The 17,751-nt window shown below is 50.8% G+C and carries 16 protein-coding genes and 1 rRNA gene; 1 reads left to right on the plus strand and 16 read right to left on the minus strand.

The window, feature by feature from the left end; all coding sequences use genetic code 11:
* Positions 1-34: 34 nt before the first annotated feature.
* From ACX1DY_RS28010 to ACX1DY_RS28040, 7 genes are all read right to left on the minus strand, one after another.
* Entirely contained in the window at positions 35-472 is a 438-nt protein-coding gene (locus ACX1DY_RS28010) for a Mini-ribonuclease 3 (RefSeq protein WP_458967411.1), read from the minus strand.
* Entirely contained in the window at positions 469-1,875 is a 1,407-nt protein-coding gene (cysS, locus tag ACX1DY_RS28015) for a cysteine--tRNA ligase (RefSeq protein ID WP_458967412.1), read from the minus strand. Before cysS ends, ACX1DY_RS28010 begins: the two co-directional genes overlap by 4 nt.
* Positions 1,876-1,896: 21 nt before the next feature.
* Complete coding sequence (gene cysE, locus ACX1DY_RS28020) at positions 1,897-2,589, minus strand: serine O-acetyltransferase (protein ID WP_458967413.1); 693 nt, start codon at positions 2,587-2,589, stop codon at positions 1,897-1,899.
* A 517-nt stretch (positions 2,590-3,106) separates the two neighbouring features.
* A complete protein-coding gene (gltX, locus tag ACX1DY_RS28025; protein WP_458967414.1) occupies positions 3,107-4,573 on the minus strand; it encodes a glutamate--tRNA ligase in 1,467 nt (488 codons plus the stop codon).
* Between the two features lie 50 nt (positions 4,574-4,623).
* Positions 4,624-5,112 (minus strand): 2-C-methyl-D-erythritol 2,4-cyclodiphosphate synthase, encoded by a 489-nt coding sequence (gene ispF, locus ACX1DY_RS28030; protein WP_458967415.1) that lies wholly within the window; start codon positions 5,110-5,112, stop codon positions 4,624-4,626.
* The gene (ispD, locus tag ACX1DY_RS28035) at positions 5,109-5,807 is read right to left on the minus strand and encodes a 2-C-methyl-D-erythritol 4-phosphate cytidylyltransferase (protein ID WP_458967416.1); all 699 of its coding nucleotides are present in this window, start codon (positions 5,805-5,807) and stop codon (positions 5,109-5,111) included. The genes ispF and ispD overlap by 4 nt, the downstream gene beginning before the upstream one ends.
* A gap of 93 nt (positions 5,808-5,900) precedes the next feature.
* Positions 5,901-6,989 (minus strand): PIN domain-containing protein, encoded by a 1,089-nt coding sequence (locus ACX1DY_RS28040; RefSeq protein ID WP_458967417.1) that lies wholly within the window; start codon positions 6,987-6,989, stop codon positions 5,901-5,903.
* A 212-nt stretch (positions 6,990-7,201) separates the two neighbouring features.
* Here ACX1DY_RS28040 and ACX1DY_RS28045 point away from each other — a divergent pair, with 212 nt between their 5' ends.
* Entirely contained in the window at positions 7,202-7,597 is a 396-nt protein-coding gene (locus ACX1DY_RS28045) for a nucleoside triphosphate pyrophosphohydrolase family protein (RefSeq protein WP_019908192.1), read from the plus strand.
* 93 nt (positions 7,598-7,690) lie between these two features.
* Here the strand turns inward: ACX1DY_RS28045 and pssA are convergent, their stop codons facing one another.
* The 9 genes from pssA to rrf form a co-directional block, all read right to left on the minus strand.
* A complete protein-coding gene (gene pssA, locus ACX1DY_RS28050) occupies positions 7,691-8,428 on the minus strand; it encodes a CDP-diacylglycerol--serine O-phosphatidyltransferase (RefSeq protein ID WP_458967418.1) in 738 nt (245 codons plus the stop codon).
* Positions 8,429-8,492: 64 nt separating this feature from the next.
* The gene (gene disA / locus ACX1DY_RS28055) at positions 8,493-9,560 is read right to left on the minus strand and encodes a DNA integrity scanning diadenylate cyclase DisA (RefSeq protein WP_458967419.1); all 1,068 of its coding nucleotides are present in this window, start codon (positions 9,558-9,560) and stop codon (positions 8,493-8,495) included.
* A 12-nt stretch (positions 9,561-9,572) separates the two neighbouring features.
* Positions 9,573-10,940, minus strand: coding sequence for a DNA repair protein RadA (gene radA, locus ACX1DY_RS28060; RefSeq protein ID WP_458967420.1), 1,368 nt, complete (start codon positions 10,938-10,940; stop codon positions 9,573-9,575).
* 254 nt (positions 10,941-11,194) lie between these two features.
* Positions 11,195-13,663, minus strand: a complete 2,469-nt coding sequence (gene clpC / locus ACX1DY_RS28065) for an ATP-dependent protease ATP-binding subunit ClpC (protein WP_458967421.1) — start codon at positions 13,661-13,663, stop codon at positions 11,195-11,197.
* Between the two features lie 37 nt (positions 13,664-13,700).
* Positions 13,701-14,765 carry a protein arginine kinase gene (locus ACX1DY_RS28070; RefSeq protein WP_458967422.1) on the minus strand — a complete coding sequence of 355 codons (1,065 nt, stop codon included), beginning with the start codon at positions 14,763-14,765 and terminating at the stop codon, positions 13,701-13,703.
* 28 nt (positions 14,766-14,793) lie between these two features.
* Positions 14,794-15,318: a UvrB/UvrC motif-containing protein gene (locus tag ACX1DY_RS28075; RefSeq protein ID WP_458967423.1), complete on the minus strand. Its 525-nt coding sequence runs from the start codon at positions 15,316-15,318 to the stop codon at positions 14,794-14,796.
* A 28-nt stretch (positions 15,319-15,346) separates the two neighbouring features.
* A complete protein-coding gene (locus tag ACX1DY_RS28080; protein ID WP_458967424.1) occupies positions 15,347-15,808 on the minus strand; it encodes a CtsR family transcriptional regulator in 462 nt (153 codons plus the stop codon).
* A gap of 227 nt (positions 15,809-16,035) precedes the next feature.
* The gene (locus ACX1DY_RS28085) at positions 16,036-17,208 is read right to left on the minus strand and encodes a GNAT family N-acetyltransferase (protein WP_458967425.1); all 1,173 of its coding nucleotides are present in this window, start codon (positions 17,206-17,208) and stop codon (positions 16,036-16,038) included.
* Positions 17,209-17,633: 425 nt separating this feature from the next.
* A 5S ribosomal RNA gene (rrf, locus tag ACX1DY_RS28090) occupies positions 17,634-17,750 on the minus strand.
* Position 17,751: the final 1 nt, after the last annotated feature.

A 17,751-nucleotide genomic window follows, 5' to 3' on the forward strand; every position in this document is an offset into this window, starting at 1 on the left:
TATAAATCTTATCCCGGAATATCCCGAAAAAGCCTTACTTCGACCGGTTCATCATGTATTGTAAGCTGCTGTGAACGATTTCTTGTATTCTGGCCTGCTGGCCTGTGTAATACAAATAGCCGATCAGACATTCGAACCCGGTGGCGTGGCGGTATTCCAGCACATCGGCATTTTTCGGAATTGTCCCCGACTTGGCATTCCGCCCTTGCCGTGCAACCTCCTTCTCCTCATCGGTAAGCATCGGCTCAAGATAAGCCAGAATTGTGCTCTGCGCTTTGGCCGAGACTAATCCTGTCGCTGCACGGTGCAGATGGTTCGGGCGCAGGTTCGGCAGCGAAATCAGGTACTGGCGGACCGCCACCTCGTAAATGGCATCACCTGCATACGCCAGCACGAGCGGCGGGAGCAGCCGGGCCTGCTTGGAAGGCTCATAGGGAAACCAGGCGCTCTCCGGTTGAAATGGCCCGCTCATTTCCGCCGCCACCGCATGCCTTGCGGAGTGTCCTCAAGCAGGATGCCCATGGCGTTCAGCTCATCGCGGATCTCATCGGAACGGCTCCAGTTCTTATTTTTGCGCGCCTCCGCCCGCTCAGCAATCAGACGCTCCACTTCTTCACCGGCAACCTCATCATCATGGTCTGGAGTAAGGCGCAGCACCGCATTCATCTCGGCAAAAGCCTTCAGCAGTGCGGCAAAGTCTGCGGACAGCGCCTCTGTATTCGCAAGTGTGTTGTTCGCAAGGCTTACCCAATCGAACACCGCCGTAATCGCATCCGGCGTGTTGAAGTCATCCTGCATTTTGGCATGAAAATTGTTAATGATCGCTGACAAGCGCTCCGTGATCTGCCCGCTGGCCTCTCCTTCGGCACCTGCTGGATCAAGCTCCAGCCGATGCTTCACATTGCTCTCAGCAAGAGCAATACGCTCAGCACTTTTTTCAGCGGACAGCATGGATTCTTCCGTGAAGTTCAACGGATTGCGGTAATGCGTGGAGAGCATGAAATAACGGATGGTCCCGGCTTTGAAGCGCTCGCGGATGTCTTTTACGAGATGACCGTTGCCGAGCGATTTCGACATTTTTTCGTCGCCGATATTAATAAATCCGTTGTGCATCCAGTAGTTGGAGAGCGGCTTGCCTGTTAACGCTTCTGTCTGGGCGCATTCGCATTCATGATGCGGGAACTGCAGATCCTGCCCGCCGCCGTGGATATCAATAGTGTCGCCAAGAAATTCGCGGGCCATAGCCGAGCACTCAATATGCCAGCCGGGACGTCCGTCGCCCCAAGGGCTGTGCCAGTGAACTTCGCCAGGTTTGGCTGCCTTCCAGAGCACAAAATCCTCAGGCTTTTCTTTGCGTGAATCCACTTCTACCCGGATGCCGAAGTGCAGCTCCTCCAGGTTCTGGCGGGACAGCTTGCCGTAATCGGCAAATTTGGCTGTGCGGTAGTAGACGTCGCCCCCATTTTCATAAGCATAACCTTTTTCCTCAAGCTCCTTGATGAACTCAATAATCAGGTCCATGCTCTGTGTTACGCGCGGATTCATTGTTGCCGGCTTCACGCCCAGGCCCGCGATATCTTCACTGTAAGCCGCAATAAAAGTCTCCGCTACCTCAGCTACAGTGGTGTTCATTTCCTCCGCTTTGCGGATCAGCTTGTCGTCTACATCCGTGAAATTCGTAATATACTGCACTTCATTGCCGATATGCTCCAGGTAGTTTCGCACCATATCAAAAACGATAATCGGTCTGGCATTTCCAATATGCATATAGCCGTATACCGTTGGACCGCATACGTACATTTTCACCTTGCCTGGTTCCTGCGGCGCAAACAGTTCCTTGCTGCGGGACATTGTGTTGTAGATTTGCAAAGCCATTCTTTTCCCAATCCTTCCTGATTATATTTCGTAATCGCCGATATATTGCTGGCTTTCCAGCCTGCGCTGCTCTTGTTTTTGCTTGTCTTCTGTGCCTAGCTGCTCTCTGATCTCCTCGATCTCTTTCTGCAGGAAGCGCAGGGAATCGATAAGCGGGTCCGGCATCTTGGTATGGTCAAGGCGGTCGGATACCCGTTCCCCGTTGCGCTTGACCACCCGGCCAGGATTGCCAACCACGGTGCTGTTGCTCGGCACTTCGCGCAGAACCACCGAATTGGAGCCGATATTGCAATTATCGCCGATCCGGAACGATCCCAGTACTTTCGCGCCTGAGCCAATAACAACATTGTTGCCGACGGTTGGATGCCGCTTCCCCTTTTCCTTCCCGGTTCCTCCAAGCGTAACCCCTTGATAGATAATAACATCATCACCAATTTCACAGGTTTCTCCGATGACAATTCCCATGCCATGGTCGATAAACAATCTGCTGCCGATGGTAGCGCCAGGATGGATTTCAACACCGGTCATGAACCTGCTGATTTGGGAAACGATTCGTGCGAGCGTAAACCAGCGCCGCTTGTAAAAAAAATGCGCGAGCCGGTGCGCCCAAATGGCGTGAAGTCCGGCATAGGTGAAGACAACCTCGAACCAGCTGCGGGCTGCGGGATCGTTGTCGAATACTGCCCGAATGTCCGATTTGATATGCTTAAACATCACGGTTCCCCTCTTCTTTGGCTTCCCCGCCTCCTGTCTACAGGTACGCATAAGGAAGGTATTGTCTCCGGCCCACGCTTTCTATCTGTACGCATCCTATGAGCCTTGGTTTGAAATGAACACTGCGCCCCGAAATTTCAACAAAAAACGCCCCTGCAGCATAAAGCTGCAGAGACGTATAACCGCGGTTCCACTCTGCTTGGACTTTTGCAAATTCACTGTCTTCATGATGCCTGGCCAGTAAATGCTTCATCCCTCTTGGCGTCTGTAACGGCAACGTTCCCGGCACGGTCTAACATTCCAGGCAGAAATGCTCAACCGTGCAGCTCACAGGCGCATGTTCAGCGGCGGACAAATGAATAACTCCCAGCCTGTAAGGAAATATCCCTTAGCGGTTATTCTCTCTGGCAATTGTCCTTATACGCGTACTTTTCCTGATCCCAGCTATTATCATATTCTTCTATCTTAGCGAAAAGACTAAGGCCTGACAAGGGGCTCCGCATCCGGTTATCCCGTTCTAAGCCTCTTTAATTTGCGATTTCAGGCGTTCAATGACCTGGCCCCGGCCGAGCAGCACAATCGTTGCATTCAAATCACGGCCATGTGTTTGTCCGGTCAAAGCGACACGAATCGGCATAAACAGCGCTTTGCCCTTATGTCCTGTCTCTTTCTGCACTTCTTTGATCAAGACGGCCATATTTGCCGGTGTGAAATCATCCGTCGCCTCTACTTTGGCAAGAAAAGCGGACAGAACCTCAGACACCTGGCTCTCAGCAAGAATCTGAGCGGCTTCTTCCGACTCAAGCTCCACATGGCTGCGGAAAAACAGTTCGGATAGCTCCACAATATTCGAAGCAGAAGTCATCTGCTCCTGGTACAGTGCAACCAGGCTTTCCGCCCAGGCCTGCTGTTCTTCGTTAAGCGTCTCCGGCAATCTTCCCGCTTTTTGCAAATGAGGAATGGCGAGCGCGGCGATCCGCTTTGGATCGGCATGCTTGATATAGTGATTATTCAAATGAGCCAGCTTGTTCGTATCGAAAACCGCCGGGCTCTTGGAGAGACGGTTCGCGTTGAAGATCGAGATCAGCCCTTCTTTGCTGAAAATCTCCTCTTCACCTTCCGGCGACCAGCCAAGCAGTGCAATGAAGTTGAACAGCGCTTCCGGCAGATAGCCCAGTTGATCATATTGCTCAATGAACTGAATGATAGATTCATTCCGTTTGCTCAGCTTCTTGTGATCATCACCGACAATCAGGGTCATATGACCAAACAGCGGCGCTTCCCAGCCAAGGGCCTCATAGATCATCAACTGGCGCGGCGTGTTGGAAATATGATCTTCTCCGCGCAGCACATGAGAGATATCCATCAGATGGTCATCCACGGCTACGGCAAAGTTATAGGTTGGTATTCCATCCTTCTTCACAATTACAAAATCGCCCATTTCTTTGGAATTAAAAGAAATGCTGCCTTTTACGATATCATCAAAGGTATAAGTGCGGTCCTCCGGCACCCGGAAACGGATGCTGGCTACGCGTCCTTCCGCTTCATAGGCAAGACGCTGCTCTTCAGTCAAATTACGGTGCTTGCCTGAATAACGCGGAGTTTCGCCCCGGGCCGTCTGTTCTTCACGTTCCGCTTCGAGCTCCTCTTCGGTGCAATAGCAGCGATATGCAAGGCCGCGGTCCAATAGATCCTGCCAATGCACACGGTACAGATCGAGACGCTCTGTCTGACGGTAAGGCCCGTATTCTCCGCCGACATCGACGCTTTCGTCCCAATCCATTCCCAGCCATTTCAAATACTTAAGCTGGCTTTCTTCGCCTTCGGCGATATTGCGCTTCACATCCGTATCTTCGATCCGGATAATGAATTTGCCTCCCAGATTACGGGCAAACAAATAGTTAAACAACGCCGTTCTGGCATTTCCGATATGTAAATGTCCCGTAGGGCTTGGTGCGTAACGCACCCGGACTTGATCCGCCATGTCATTCCCTCCGCTTCATAATGGTTAATATTAGGCTGCATACAGCCATCTCAAGATGATATCACATCTTGGAGCAGACAGACAATAGATTGTGCCGCAATTCCTTCACCGCGTCCAGTAAAGCCTAGCTGTTCGGTAGTGGTTGCTTTGACATTCACTCTTGATGTCTCGGCACCCAGCGCCTTGGCAATAATCTCGGTCATTTGCGGGATATACGGCGCCATCTTCGGCTTCTGGGCAATGATGGTAGAATCAATATTTCCCAGCCTATAGCCGCGCTCGCGGGCCAGCGCCCACACATGCTCCAGCAGCTTCAGGCTGTCCGCATCCTTAAAAGCCGGGTCGGTATCGGGAAAATGTCTGCCGATATCTCCAAGTCCCAGCGCTCCAAGAATAGCATCGCTCACTGCGTGCAGCAGCACATCGGCATCAGAATGCCCGAGCAAGCCTTTTTCATAAGGAATGGTAACTCCGCCAATAATGCATGGCCTTCCTTCCACCAGCTGGTGTACATCAAACCCTTGTCCTACAGCAATCATGTTTGTACCTCTCCCCTGTGTCTTTGTGTAAATTCAGCAAAATCGAGATCTTCCGGCGTAGTAATCTTAATATTTCCGTAGCTTCCCTCCACTACAGCAACCGGAATGCCGCTGCGCTCTGCCAGGCTTGAATCATCGGTGCCGAGAAACCCGTCACGCTCCGCCTCCTCGTAGGCGGTCAGCAATTCGGAAAGACGAAAAGTCTGCGGGGTCTGAATCGCCCACAGACTTCGCCGATCAGGCGTGGACAGCACCTTGCCTTCTGTGTTCACCTGCTTGATCGTATCTTTTACCGGTACAGCGAGCACCGATGCACCAATCTCCCGGGCACGCTCGTAGCAGGCTGTAATCTCCTTCTCCTGCACAAACGGACGGACACCGTCATGCACCATTACCCAGGTTGTCCCAAGGCTCCCCAGCCCCCGGTAGACGGAATGCTGACGCTCGGAACCTCCGGCTACTACAGCGGCAACTTTGCCGAAGTTGTAGGTCTTAATCCACTCCTGACAGCGTTCCACATCCTCTTCTCCTGTAACGAGTACGATTTCAGAAATAAGCGGATGCCGCTGAAATACCTCAAGGGTATGAACGATTATTGGCTTGCCCTGCAGGAGCAAATACTGCTTGCTCTCCTCAGTCCCCATTCTTGTCCCTCTGCCCGCCGCCACGATCACGACGCCCACACTGTTTGGCATTCTGTCTTCTCCTGTCCTCACGTATATCCCCATCATAACGTGTTTGGCGGCCATTTCCAACCCATTTGGACAGCTTCAGAGCCTCGAATCCGATTATTGCGCCTTTTCCATCAGCTTCGGTTTGGCAAAGATCATCCGTCCGGCCGAAGTCTGAAGCACACTGGTCACCAGTACCTCCATGGTAGTGCCAATATATTCGCGGCCGCCTTCCACCACGATCATTGTTCCATCATCGAGATAAGCCACACCTTGTCCATGCTCCTTGCCATCCTTAATGACCTGTACAATAATTTCTTCGCCAGGCAGCACAACCGGCTTCACCGCATTAGCGAGGTCATTGATATTCAGCACCGACACCCCTTGAAGCTCACACACCTTGTTGAGGTTAAAATCATTGGTCACTACCTTGCCGCGCAGCACCTTAGCCAGCTTGACCAGCTTGCTGTCCACCTCGGAAATTTCTTCGAAATCGCCTTCGTAGATCAGCACCTTCACATCAAGCTCTTTTTGAATTTTGTTGAGAATATCGAGCCCGCGCCGCCCGCGGTTGCGTTTCAGCAGATCCGAAGAATCGGCAATATGCTGGAGCTCTTCCAGAACGAATTCCGGAATGACAATCGTCCCTTCGATAAATCCCGTTTTGCAAATATCGGCAATCCGTCCGTCGATAATGACGCTCGTATCGAGGATTTTATGCTCCTCCAGGCCTCGTCCCTCCGGTTCAGCCGCCTGTCCCCAGCGTCCGGTGGTCCACAGCAGAGCCAGCTCTTCTTTCTTTTCCAGTCCGATCCGCAGCCCCATATAGCCAAGAGTCATCGTAACTGCCACCTGCAGCAGCTCTCCCGCCTTCCCAAGCCAAGCCATGGCCGGATACAGCAGCAGTGACAACAGAAGCCCTCCCGTGAGCCCTGCGACGCCTGCAGCCAATTCGTTCATCGGTATGCGCGAACAGTACAGCACCGCCTCCCGCAGTTTTGAGCCTCCCCACTCCGCGCATAAAGTCCCCGCAAACAAAAAAATGATGGCACCCAGCACCGCAAATAAAATACTTCCTTGCACAGGCAGGCTTTCCCCCAGTTTTTCCATTCCTGCCGGGAATCCTCTCTCTGCCGCATGGTATAGCGTATAACCGGACCAAGCCCCGCATAACGCGGCAAGCGTTAAAATCACTTTTTTCCACATAACCTCAGGCACCTCCTTTTATTCATCCAAAATGATCTATACCTCACCAGTATGTTCCAATTTTTTGGACGATAATCCGGAAGACCGTTATTTTTTCTTAAGCTGTACATTATCGGTTGTGCTGGGGCCACGGAAACTTCTGTTCTTAGTTGAAAATAAGGGAGGGCCTGACATATAATGAACTCAATTATGAACCCAGGGGTGAATGGAAAATGAGCGCACCAAGTTTACAGGCCTTCCAGGATCAAGTCTCCGAACTATTGCTCCGTCACCGCAGTCTTCTGGATGTAATGTCCAAGAACGGGCAGAGCAGCGCTTCCGTTAATCGAGCAGTTGTCAAAGCCATTACAGAATGCGGTTGTATTCAGCTGCATGCCAAGAAGCAGGTGTTCGAGCCTGCTTTAGGGCTTGAGCAAGCCAAAGAACTCGCGGGAACTCATCTCGAAGGCGAGCTGTGCGAGAATTGCCGTGAGGTAGTTGCCTCAGAGCTGGGCCGTGAGCTGTTCTATATGTCAGCGCTGTGCAACCTGCTTGGCATTAATATGGACGAGGTTGTGAAAAAGGAATCGCAGAAGTGCGCTACACTCGGATTGTTTAATTTCTCCTGACCAGAACTGCCGCGCTCTCCTTCATCCGCTTAACCGCAAAAAGGCTTTGCCGTCCACTGAGTTCAGGGAGGCAAAGCCTTTTTGTGCTGTAAATTAGCCGTTCTTGGAATGATAAATTTTGTCTTCCGAACGTGGTCTGCGGCGGCGGTGACGGCGTGCTGTCAACCGGTCAATATTTTGCTTGAAGCCGTATAAGGCATATAACGCGAGCAGAACAAAGATAACCTTGCCGATCTGCTCAGGGAAAATCACTGCAACTGCGACGGCCAAGACAATGACTGCCGGCGCACCTACAATTGCCTTTTTGGGCAGTCCAACTTTTTTAAAATTCGGATATTTAACTGTGCTGACCATGAGATAAGACAACAACAGCGTAGCTATAATCATAAACGGAGCCGATACATCTTTATGAAAAAGCGCTAATGTAGCAAGTACTCCACCCGCAGCCGGAATAGGCAGTCCCACGAAATAGCCCGGAATCCCCGGACGAACATTAAAGCGGGCCAGGCGAAGTGCACCGAATACCGGAAAAATCGCCGCAACGGTCCAGCCTAATGCAGAATTCAATTCCTGCAGGCTTGTAATATACATGATAAGCGCCGGTGCAACTCCAAAGGAAACAACATCAGATAATGAGTCCAGCTCTTTGCCAAATTCGCTTTCACATTTCAGCGCTCGCGCAACACGACCATCCAGCCCATCTAACAGCATAGCGATAATCACCATGATAGCGGCCATGCTCAGCTTGCCGTCAAACGCCATCATGATACCAAACATTCCAAGCATCAAGTTACCGATGGTAAACAGACTCGGAATTGATTTTTGTATCATTTCTTCACCTCTATTTTCTTACTTTGAAGCACTAACGTTCCAATATTACGTGATTGTATGTTATTTACATTTGTCTGTCAATAAGAACTTGCTTCTGCAGACGTTTGAGACCATCCTGAATATTGCGGGCACGCACTTCACCAATCCCGTCCACCTCATCCAATTCCGCAATACTTGCCGTCATAAGATTAGGCAGCACTTCAAACCGTTCCACCAGATTGTGTATGATCACATTCGGCAGTCGCGGAATCTTGTTAAGCAGGCGGTAGCCGCGCGGAGTCACCACCTCCTCGGAAGAAATCGCTGTGGAGGAATATCCGAGCAGTCGGGCAATATGGTTGTCGTCCATCAGATCATCATCGCTGGTACGTTTGAGTCCGGCGATAATATCACGGATTTTGTCCTCCTGCTCCTCTCTTGCATAGTCTCTGTACAAAAGCCATGCTTCTTCCTCTGTATTTCCGACCAGTTCTTCCATTTGCATGCTGATTAAGCGTCCTTCATTGCCCAGCTCATTGATGTAGCGTTTAATTTCCATCTTGATCCGCAGCACCATCTCCACACGCTGGATGACTCCAACAACTTCAGCCATTGTCACAATTCCCTCATATTCAGAAGCGGACAAATTGGTTAAGCTTTGGGTGAGCACTGCTCTGTACTTCTCCAGCGTTTGAATCGCCTGATTGGCCTTGGCCAGAATCGCCCCGATCTCCTTCAGCGCATACCGGATAGTGCCTTGATACAGGGTAATTATGTTGCGCCGCTGGGAAATGGAAACGACCAGTTTGCCGGTTTGTTTGGCGACACGCTCTGCTGTACGGTGACGGATGCCTGTCTCAATTGACGAGATAGAGGAATCGGGAATGAGCTGCGTGTTCGCATAGAGAATCCGTTTCAAATCCTCGCTTAAAATAATCGCGCCGTCCATTTTTGCCAGCTCATATAAATAATTGGGCGAAAAATCGCAGTTAATGGAAAATCCGCCGTCGACAACCTCCATCACTTCAGGGCTGTATCCGACAACAATGAGCGCTCCTGTCTTCGCCCGCAGCACATTCTCCAGACCTTCCCGGAAAGGTGTTCCCGGTGCCGCCATTCTGAGCAGATCGTTCATATTTTCTAATTCCTTCATATCCTGTGCCCCCTAATCTAACGCGACCTTTAGTGCATCTGCTACGGTGCTGACGCCAATAATCTGGATATCCTGCGGGTGCTTCCAGCCCTTCATGCTCTTCTCGGGCATAATTACCCTGCGGAAGCCAAGTTTGGCAGCCTCCTTGACGCGTGTCTCCGCACGCGAAACGCCCCTTACTTCTCCCGTAAGTCCAACTTCACCGAAAAAGACATCATAGGGCTTCGTCGAAATATCGCGGAAGCTGGAGGCAATGCTGACCGCAACCGCCAAATCAATGGCCGGCTCATCCAGCTTCACCCCACCGGCAACATTGAGGTATGCATCCTGATTCTGCAAAAACATGCCCATCCGCTTCTCCAGTACCGCGATAATCAACGCCATCCGTTGATGATCCATCCCCGTGCACATTCGCCGTGGCGAAGGGAAGTGGGTAGCGGCCACCAGCGCCTGGAGCTCCACAAGCACCGGTCTTGTTCCTTCCATGCTGCCTACAACCGCCGAGCCTGCTACTCCAAGCGGACGCTCCGACAAGAAGAGCTCGGAAGGGTTCTCCACCTCGGCAAGCCCAATCTCTCCCATCTCGAAAATCCCGATCTCGTTGGTTGAACCAAAGCGGTTCTTCACCGCCCGCAGCAGGCGGTACGTATGATGCCGCTCCCCTTCAAAATAAAGCACGCAATCCACCATATGCTCCAGCATGCGGGGGCCGGCAATCGCGCCTTCCTTGGTGACATGCCCTACGAGCACCGTGGCGATTCCGCGAATTTTGGCAATTCGCATGAATCTTGTCGTACATTCACGAACCTGCGTCACGCTCCCGGGAGCACTGGTTACCTCCGGCATAAACACCGTCTGGATCGAGTCGATGACAAGAAACTGGGGCTGGATTTGCTCAATTGCTTCCTCAATGCTCTCCATATTGGTCTCGCACAATACATACAGCTCCGCCGACAACGCCCCTAGGCGATCAGCGCGAAGTTTGGTCTGCCGGACCGATTCTTCTCCTGAAATATAAAGTACACGCAATCCCTGTGTTGTCAGCGCGTGCGAGGTCTGCAGCAGCAGCGTCGATTTACCGATGCCGGGATCGCCTCCTACAAGCACAAGTGATCCTGGCACGATCCCCCCGCCAAGCACACGGTTAAGCTCACCGATGCCTGTCAGGATACGCGGCTCTTTGTCACTTTCTATATTTATGATTGATTGCGGCTTTTCTTTACTCTGAAAAATCGGTGCGTTCATTCCTTGTGTTTTGACTACGCTTTCCGTCTCTTCCACCATGGAATTCCATTCCTGGCAGCCCGGACATTTGCCGAACCACTTCGGCGATTCGTAGCCGCACTCGGTGCAGAAAAATTTTGTTTTTGGTTTGGCCATGTGTTCTCCTTACCGTCCGAACTTGCTAAAATTGTGGGTAATTTTCTCTTATTCAAAGTTTACCATTTCTGCACACTTAACGGAAGGTCACTTAAGATCTACTTTTGGCCTGCCTCCTTAACCCGCCTGAAACAGAGCCAGTTTAAACCTCTGTGCGCCGATCGCCAAAATAACCCCTAAACCAAACAAAGCTCCCGCCCCTCTATACGGGGGAACGGGAGCTTTGTTTCAATTGCTTAGTGCTCAAAATCGTCTTATTCGGTTCCAACCTCTTTTTCCAAAGCAACGCCAACCGGCGGTTCCACGGTAGTTACCACAAGCTCACCGCCGACTTCATCAATCTTCAGGGAATCACCCTTCTTGATGTTGCCCTTCAGCAGTTCCTCAGAGAGACGGTCTTCGATATGCTTTTGAATCGCCCGGCGCAAAGGACGCGCACCGAAAGCAGGATCATAGCCTTCTTTGGCGAGGAAGGCTTTAGCCCCATCAGTGAGCATAAAGTCCACATCATATTCACGCAGCCGCTTGCGCAATTCCTCGGACATCAGTGTGACGATTTCGGCGATATGCTTCTCTTCCAGGGAGTGGAAGACGATAATTTCGTCAATACGGTTCAGGAACTCTGGACGGAAGCTCTTCTTCAGCTCTTCCATCACTTTGCCCTTCATGTTGTTGTAATCCGCTCCGGCATCCTGTACAGCCGTGAAACCAAGCGTCGAATTCTTCTTGATCGCCTGTGCCCCAACGTTGGAGGTCAGAATGATCAGAGTGTTGCGGAAGTCAACTACACGGCCTTTGGAGTCGGTCAAACGGCCGTCTTCCAGCACCTGCAGCAGAATATTGAATACTTCCGGATGGGCCTTCTCGATTTCATCCAGCAGTACAACGGAATATGGCTTGCGGCGAACCTTCTCGGTCAATTGGCCGCCTTCTTCGTAGCCAACATACCCCGGAGGAGCTCCGACCAGACGAGAGGTGGAATGCTTCTCCATGTACTCGGACATATCAATACGGATAACCGCATTTTCGTCACCGAACATTGCTTCGGCGAGTGCCCGCGCCAGCTCGGTTTTACCAACCCCGGTTGGTCCGAGGAAGATGAACGAGCCCATTGGACGTTTAGGGTCTTTAAGACCTGCACGCGCCCGGCGAAGTGCCCGGCTGACCGCCTTTACGGCTTCGTCCTGTCCAATTACACGTTCATGGAGCAGATCTTCCATCTTGAGCAGGCGATCGGTTTCTTCTTCCTTCAGCTTGTTAACCGGAATTCCCGTCCAGCTGGCAACCACCTGAGCGATATCCTCCGGTGTAACCTGAGAATCGGTACGGCCTTGTTTTTCTTTCCATTGATTTTTTGTGGTATCCAGTTCCTCACGGATTTTCTGCTCCGTATCGCGCAGCGCAGCAGCCTTTTCGAACTCTTGGCTCTGTACAGCGGAATCCTTCTCCTTGCGGATATCATCAAGGCGCATTTCCAGTTCCTTCAGATTTGGCGGTATCGTGTAAGAGTTGAGCCTTACCTTGGATCCCGCTTCATCAATCAGGTCAATCGCCTTATCCGGCAGGAACCGGTCAGAAATGTAGCGGTCGGACAGCTTAACAGCTTCAACGATAGCTTCATCCGTAATCTTCACCCGGTGGTGGGCTTCATAACGGTCACGAAGACCGTAGAGAATTTGTACAGCTTCTTCCGGAGAAGGCTGGTCTACCGTAATCGGCTGGAAGCGGCGTTCCAGCGCTGCATCCTTCTCAATATATTTGCGGTATTCGTCCAGGGTGGTAGCACCGATGCACTGCAGCTCTCCACGGGCCAGGGCAGGCTTCAGGATGTTGGAAGCATCAATCGCGCCTTCTGCTCCGCCTGCACCAATCAGGGTATGCAGCTCATCAATGAAGAGCACGATGTTGCCTGCTTGACGAATCTCATCCATAATTTTTTTGAGGCGGTCTTCGAACTCACCGCGATATTTCGTACCGGCAACCACAGAGCCCATATCCAGGGTCATTACGCGTTTGTCGCGCAGGGTTTCGGGAATTTCATTGTTGATGATCTTTTGAGCCAAGCCTTCGGCAATCGCTGTTTTACCTACCCCAGGTTCACCAATCAGCACCGGATTGTTTTTAGTCCGGCGGCTGAGCACTTGAATCACGCGCTCAATTTCCTTGCTGCGGCCAATGACCGGATCAAGATTGCCGTCTTTGGCGTAAGCGGTCAAATCGCGGGCCAGGCCATCCAGCGTTGGAGTGCTGACATTGGCTGGAGCACCGCTGTGGCTGGAAGTAGCCTCACTGCTGCCCAGAAGCTGCAGCACCTGCTGGCGGGCTTTGTTCAAGCTGATTCCCAGATTGTTCAGTACACGGGCAGCTACGCCTTCACCTTCACGGATCAGTCCGAGCAGGATATGCTCAGTGCCGACATACGTATGACCCAGCTTGCGGGCTTCATCCATCGACAGCTCAATAACCTTTTTGGCGCGAGGAGTATACGCGATGTTTGTCGGCTGCTCTTGTCCACGGCCAATCAGCGTCTCCACTTCATCCTGAATTTTCTCAAGACCCAGACCGAGACCAACCAATGCCTTAGCGGCTATGCCGTCTCCTTCACGAATCAGTCCGAGTAAAATATGTTCTGTCCCAATATTATTGTGTCCCAAACGAACGGCTTCTTCCTGCGCCAGCGCAAGCACTTTTTGTGCGCGCTCCGTAAATCTTCCAAACATCATATCTCCTGCACCTCCACGAATAATAAATATCTATAAATTAATGTTGTGATCCCAGTGTCTCACGAAGCAGCTTCGCCCGGTACATATCTCTCTCGGTTGCAGTCAGCTCATCGCCGAACATTTTTTGCAAAAATCCCGGCTGTGTCTTAACGTTAAGCTCATTGAGCACTGAAATCGAAGGCCCTTCCAGAATCCCAAGATCCACTCCAAGCCTTACATCGGAGAGCCGCTGTGCGGACTCCTTCAGCTCCATCACCGCTGCATAAGACAAAATGCCGTAGGAACGTTTAACTCTATCGGTAATCCGCAGTGCGGACTCTGCGAGCAGACGTTCGCGCGCATTACGCTCATGCTCAATAATCTGGGTGACGACACTGTGAAGATTCTCAATAATCTCATTTTCAGTCTGGCCGAGGGTGATTTGGTTGGAAATCTGAAAGATGTTCCCTACTGCTTCGCTGCCTTCACCGTAAATTCCTCTAACCGTAAGCCCCACCTGATTAACAGCGGATAAAATCCGATTGATCTGCTGAGTCATTACAAGCGCTGGCAAATGCACCATCACCGATGCGCGAAGCCCTGTGCCTACATTAGTGGGACAACTGGTCAAATACCCTCTGCGATCATCAAAGGCATAATTGACAGAGCCTTCAAAAATATCATCAATCGCTGTCGCCCTCAGCCAAGCCTCTCTAACCTGCAGACCGGGGAACAGGCATTGAATGCGCAGATGGTCTTCCTCGTTGATCATAATGCTGACCGACTCGTCCTCATTCAGGATAACCGCGCCGCCCCGTGAGTCATTGGCCAGGTTAGGGCTGATAAGATGCTTTTCCACCAGCACTTTTTTATCCAGCTCATCCAGCTCATCCAGCTTCAGCAGTTGAAAGGTTCCGAAATCTGCACTAGCTTCCCCCTGAAATACAGGAGCTAGCTGCTCCAGCACTTCCTCCGACTGCTCTGCCGAGGCCAGCAACGGGAAGGGAAGATGCTCCAGATTACGGGCGATACGCATACGGCTGCTGATCACTATCTCGGAATGGCTGCCTCCGCAGCGCATCCAGTCACTAAGCGCTTGTTCGGTAAACCGGAGATTTGACATGTCGTATCCCCCCTATATATCAAAGACTTTACTCTTGCGGCATTTCTTTTTCAAGCCTGCGGATCTGATCCCTCAGCTCGGCTGCAGTTTCGAACTCCTCCTGCATGATGCTCTGCTGAAGCTCCTGCTTCAGTTCTTCAATCTGCCGCTTGCACATGATCTGGGCTCCTGCCCGTTTCGGAAGCTTGCCTACATGAGCAGTGCTGCCATGTACCCGTCTGAATAGCGGATCAAGCGTGCTGTCAAAATATTTATAACAAGAGCTGCAGCCAAAACGCCCAAGCTTGCTGAACTGGGAATACGTCATCCCGCAATTCTCACAATGCAGACCCTGTACAGTCTGGGCCGCTGCGGTTTTCTCCTTGCCTGCTCCTTCAAGATCCAGTAAGCCTGACAGCAAGCTGTGAATGGAGAAGCCACCTGCTGTTCCCGGAATAAGCTCCCCTTTCTCCCGAGCGCAGCTTTCACAAATATGAAACTCCGTCTTCTCCCCGTTCACAATCTTCGTGAAATGGAGCGTCGCCGGTTTGACCCCGCATTCCTGGCACAGCATAAGCGGTGTCCCTCCCTTAGATTGAGCATTATTTGCCTAACAAAGAGATAAGCATAGCCTTCATCAGCTTGGCACGAATCTCATCCCGGTACGGCAGATTAACCGTCAGGCATTCCCGGGAAACAGCGGAACGCATGAGGCACGCTTCACGCTTGGTTAGAAAACCGGCCTCCTCAAGCTGATAGATCAGCCCTTCGGCGGAATTTTGATCAATATCTTTTCCGATTGTAGAGTTGAGATGGGCATACAGTGCCACATTCTGGGGCAGCTCAAAACGCTGAATCCGAATATAGCCTCCGCCTCCGCGTTTGCTCTCCACAACATAGCCCTTTTCCAAAGTAAAGCGTGTACTAATGACGTAATTGATCTGAGACGGTACGCATGAGAACTGGTCCGCCAGGTCATTGCGCTGAATTTCCACCGTACCTTCGGGACTTTCATGCAAAATATTCTTCAGATATTGTTCGATAATATCAGAGATATTACGCATCACTCATCCTCCAGTGTTCAATGCTTGTAGTACCTTTTGCGTTGACTTTGACTTTCTTTGACTTTTTTCATATTATAACACATTCTCAGTGAATTCCAAGGGGTTACTTTTATTTTTTACTTTTTGGTCCCATTGTATTCCGCCTATACGTTTTTAGGGACATCATTTATATATGGAAAAAGCTCCCCAGCTTCTTTTTTTGAAGAGAGGGAGCCTTAAGCTTCGTATCAGAAAAAATCAAACAGAGCCGTCTTCGATTGTGGAACAATATCCTCCAGCCACTGCACTGCCTCAGCATTCCCGGTTAATTGTCCGTAGCGGGCCAGCTCTAATGGTCGTTTATATCCAAGCAGCAGCACCGTAAGTGTACCGATAGTACAGCTTAGATCAGCCGTATCCTTACCTCCTGCTACACGGCTTAACGTTGCTTCACCTTGTTCTGTTACACTCCATTGCCACAATCCATCATTCCACGGGGCATGCTCGTCTTCGATATACAACGTACGCTGTTGAATGCTATTTTGGCCACTAAAGGTAAAATTGCTCACAAACGCCTCGGCATTCACAATCCGTGCCATAAAATAAGGATAATTCTCTTGTTGAATCCGCGGGTTCGGCAGCAAATAGGGCAGAATATCATCGGACGGCACCAGCTTCAGCGAAGCTCCTGTTACCATCGAATCATGATTGGCAAGAAATGTCCACAAGCCTTGGCGTGCTTTTTCATTTAAGTATATGAATTCATCGATGACCAGCTCTTTTTTCTCTATTTTATAGAGGACATATCCTTCCGGTTCCCCCAGCTCCGAATAAAAGACGCAGTGGTGCGTGTCTTCATCCAGTACACTCCGTTTCCACCAGTCCCTATCACGCTGCAAGGTTCCATTATATTCGGCGGCAAAACGGCTATACAGTTGCTCCAGGATTTCAAGCTCCGCCACATCACGCTTTATGCTCCCCTGAATCTCCGTCTTCCGCGGAAACATGGCTACGGGAATAGAATACTTCTTATACTCACAGTAAACCTCCCAACCGAATTTCCGGTAAAAGGGAATCAGAAAGGGATGTAAAAAAGACAACGTCTGTCCTGCTTCATTCATCGTTTGCAGCGTATGTCTCAAAAGCTTGGCGACCAGCCCCTGTCTGCGGTTCTCTGGCCATGTTGCCACACCGGCGATGCCCCCCATAGGTACAGCTCTTCCTTGTATGTACACCTGAAGCGGGAGCAGCGTCAGCTGAGCGCCTAAAGCTCCGTCTTCGAAAATCCCCCATACTCTCTCTGGCTTAAACTTCATCCGGGCCTCAGCCCTGGCTTCACCGCTAACCTTGTATTGAAAGGCATACTCCGACAGGCTTAAGCTGGCTTCAAATTCCTCGGACCGTAATTGTCTGATCTCCAATTTTCGCTCACCTCATCTACGTTAATAGTAGTGCATAATGTGAGTATATCAAGCCCAAGGCTCGTACGCTAATCAATTGAAAAATAAGATGCGCTCAAAGTTATCCACAGCTTCTGTGTACTACCTCCAAATATAAGAATGATTATTTTACGTAAAAAATAGTTATCCACGATTTCCACTACATTATCCACAATATCCACTTTTTATCCACAAAAACCGTGTATTTCTTCGAGATTCTCTTGACGTATCCACATAAATATGTATTCAATCCAAGCCAAAAGTGTAACAGTGGATAGAATGTTTTCGATAATCGTGTCCACATGTGCGTAAGTTTTCTGCACTTGCTGAAAATTATCCACAAGTTTTCCACAACCCTGCACAACGCAAAAAAGCCACTGTCGATGACTCAACAGTGGTCATATATTGCTTGGCGGCGTCCTACTCTCCCAGGACCCTTCGGTCCAAGTACCATCGGCGCTGGAGGGCTTAACGGTCGTGTTCGGGATGGGTACGCGTGGAACCCCTCCGCTATCGCCACCAAAC

The organism is Paenibacillus sp. BAC0078 (assembly GCF_054483875.1).

Excerpts from the sequence above, each read along its gene's own strand:
- ACX1DY_RS28040 (WP_458967417.1), bottom strand. The coding sequence starts at position 6,989 with ATGTGGAAAAAAGTGATTTTAACGCTTGCCGCGTTATGCGGGGCTTGG.
- ACX1DY_RS28045 (WP_019908192.1), top strand. The coding sequence starts at position 7,202 with ATGAGCGCACCAAGTTTACAGGCCTTCCAGGATCAAGTCTCCGAACTA.
- cysS (WP_458967412.1), bottom strand. The coding sequence starts at position 1,875 with ATGGCTTTGCAAATCTACAACACAATGTCCCGCAGCAAGGAACTGTTT.
- clpC (WP_458967421.1), bottom strand. The coding sequence starts at position 13,663 with ATGATGTTTGGAAGATTTACGGAGCGCGCACAAAAAGTGCTTGCGCTG.
- pssA (WP_458967418.1), bottom strand. The coding sequence starts at position 8,428 with ATGATACAAAAATCAATTCCGAGTCTGTTTACCATCGGTAACTTGATG.
- ispD (WP_458967416.1), bottom strand. The coding sequence starts at position 5,807 with ATGCCAAACAGTGTGGGCGTCGTGATCGTGGCGGCGGGCAGAGGGACA.
- ACX1DY_RS28075 (WP_458967423.1), bottom strand. The coding sequence starts at position 15,318 with ATGCTGTGCCAGGAATGCGGGGTCAAACCGGCGACGCTCCATTTCACG.
- disA (WP_458967419.1), bottom strand. The coding sequence starts at position 9,560 with ATGAAGGAATTAGAAAATATGAACGATCTGCTCAGAATGGCGGCACCG.
- ACX1DY_RS28080 (WP_458967424.1), bottom strand. The coding sequence starts at position 15,808 with ATGCGTAATATCTCTGATATTATCGAACAATATCTGAAGAATATTTTG.
- radA (WP_458967420.1), bottom strand. The coding sequence starts at position 10,940 with ATGGCCAAACCAAAAACAAAATTTTTCTGCACCGAGTGCGGCTACGAA.
- cysE (WP_458967413.1), bottom strand. The coding sequence starts at position 2,589 with ATGTTTAAGCATATCAAATCGGACATTCGGGCAGTATTCGACAACGAT.
- ispF (WP_458967415.1), bottom strand. The coding sequence starts at position 5,112 with ATGATTGCTGTAGGACAAGGGTTTGATGTACACCAGCTGGTGGAAGGA.
- gltX (WP_458967414.1), bottom strand. The coding sequence starts at position 4,573 with ATGGCGGATCAAGTCCGGGTGCGTTACGCACCAAGCCCTACGGGACAT.
- ACX1DY_RS28070 (WP_458967422.1), bottom strand. The coding sequence starts at position 14,765 with ATGTCAAATCTCCGGTTTACCGAACAAGCGCTTAGTGACTGGATGCGC.
- ACX1DY_RS28010 (WP_458967411.1), bottom strand. The coding sequence starts at position 472 with ATGAGCGGGCCATTTCAACCGGAGAGCGCCTGGTTTCCCTATGAGCCT.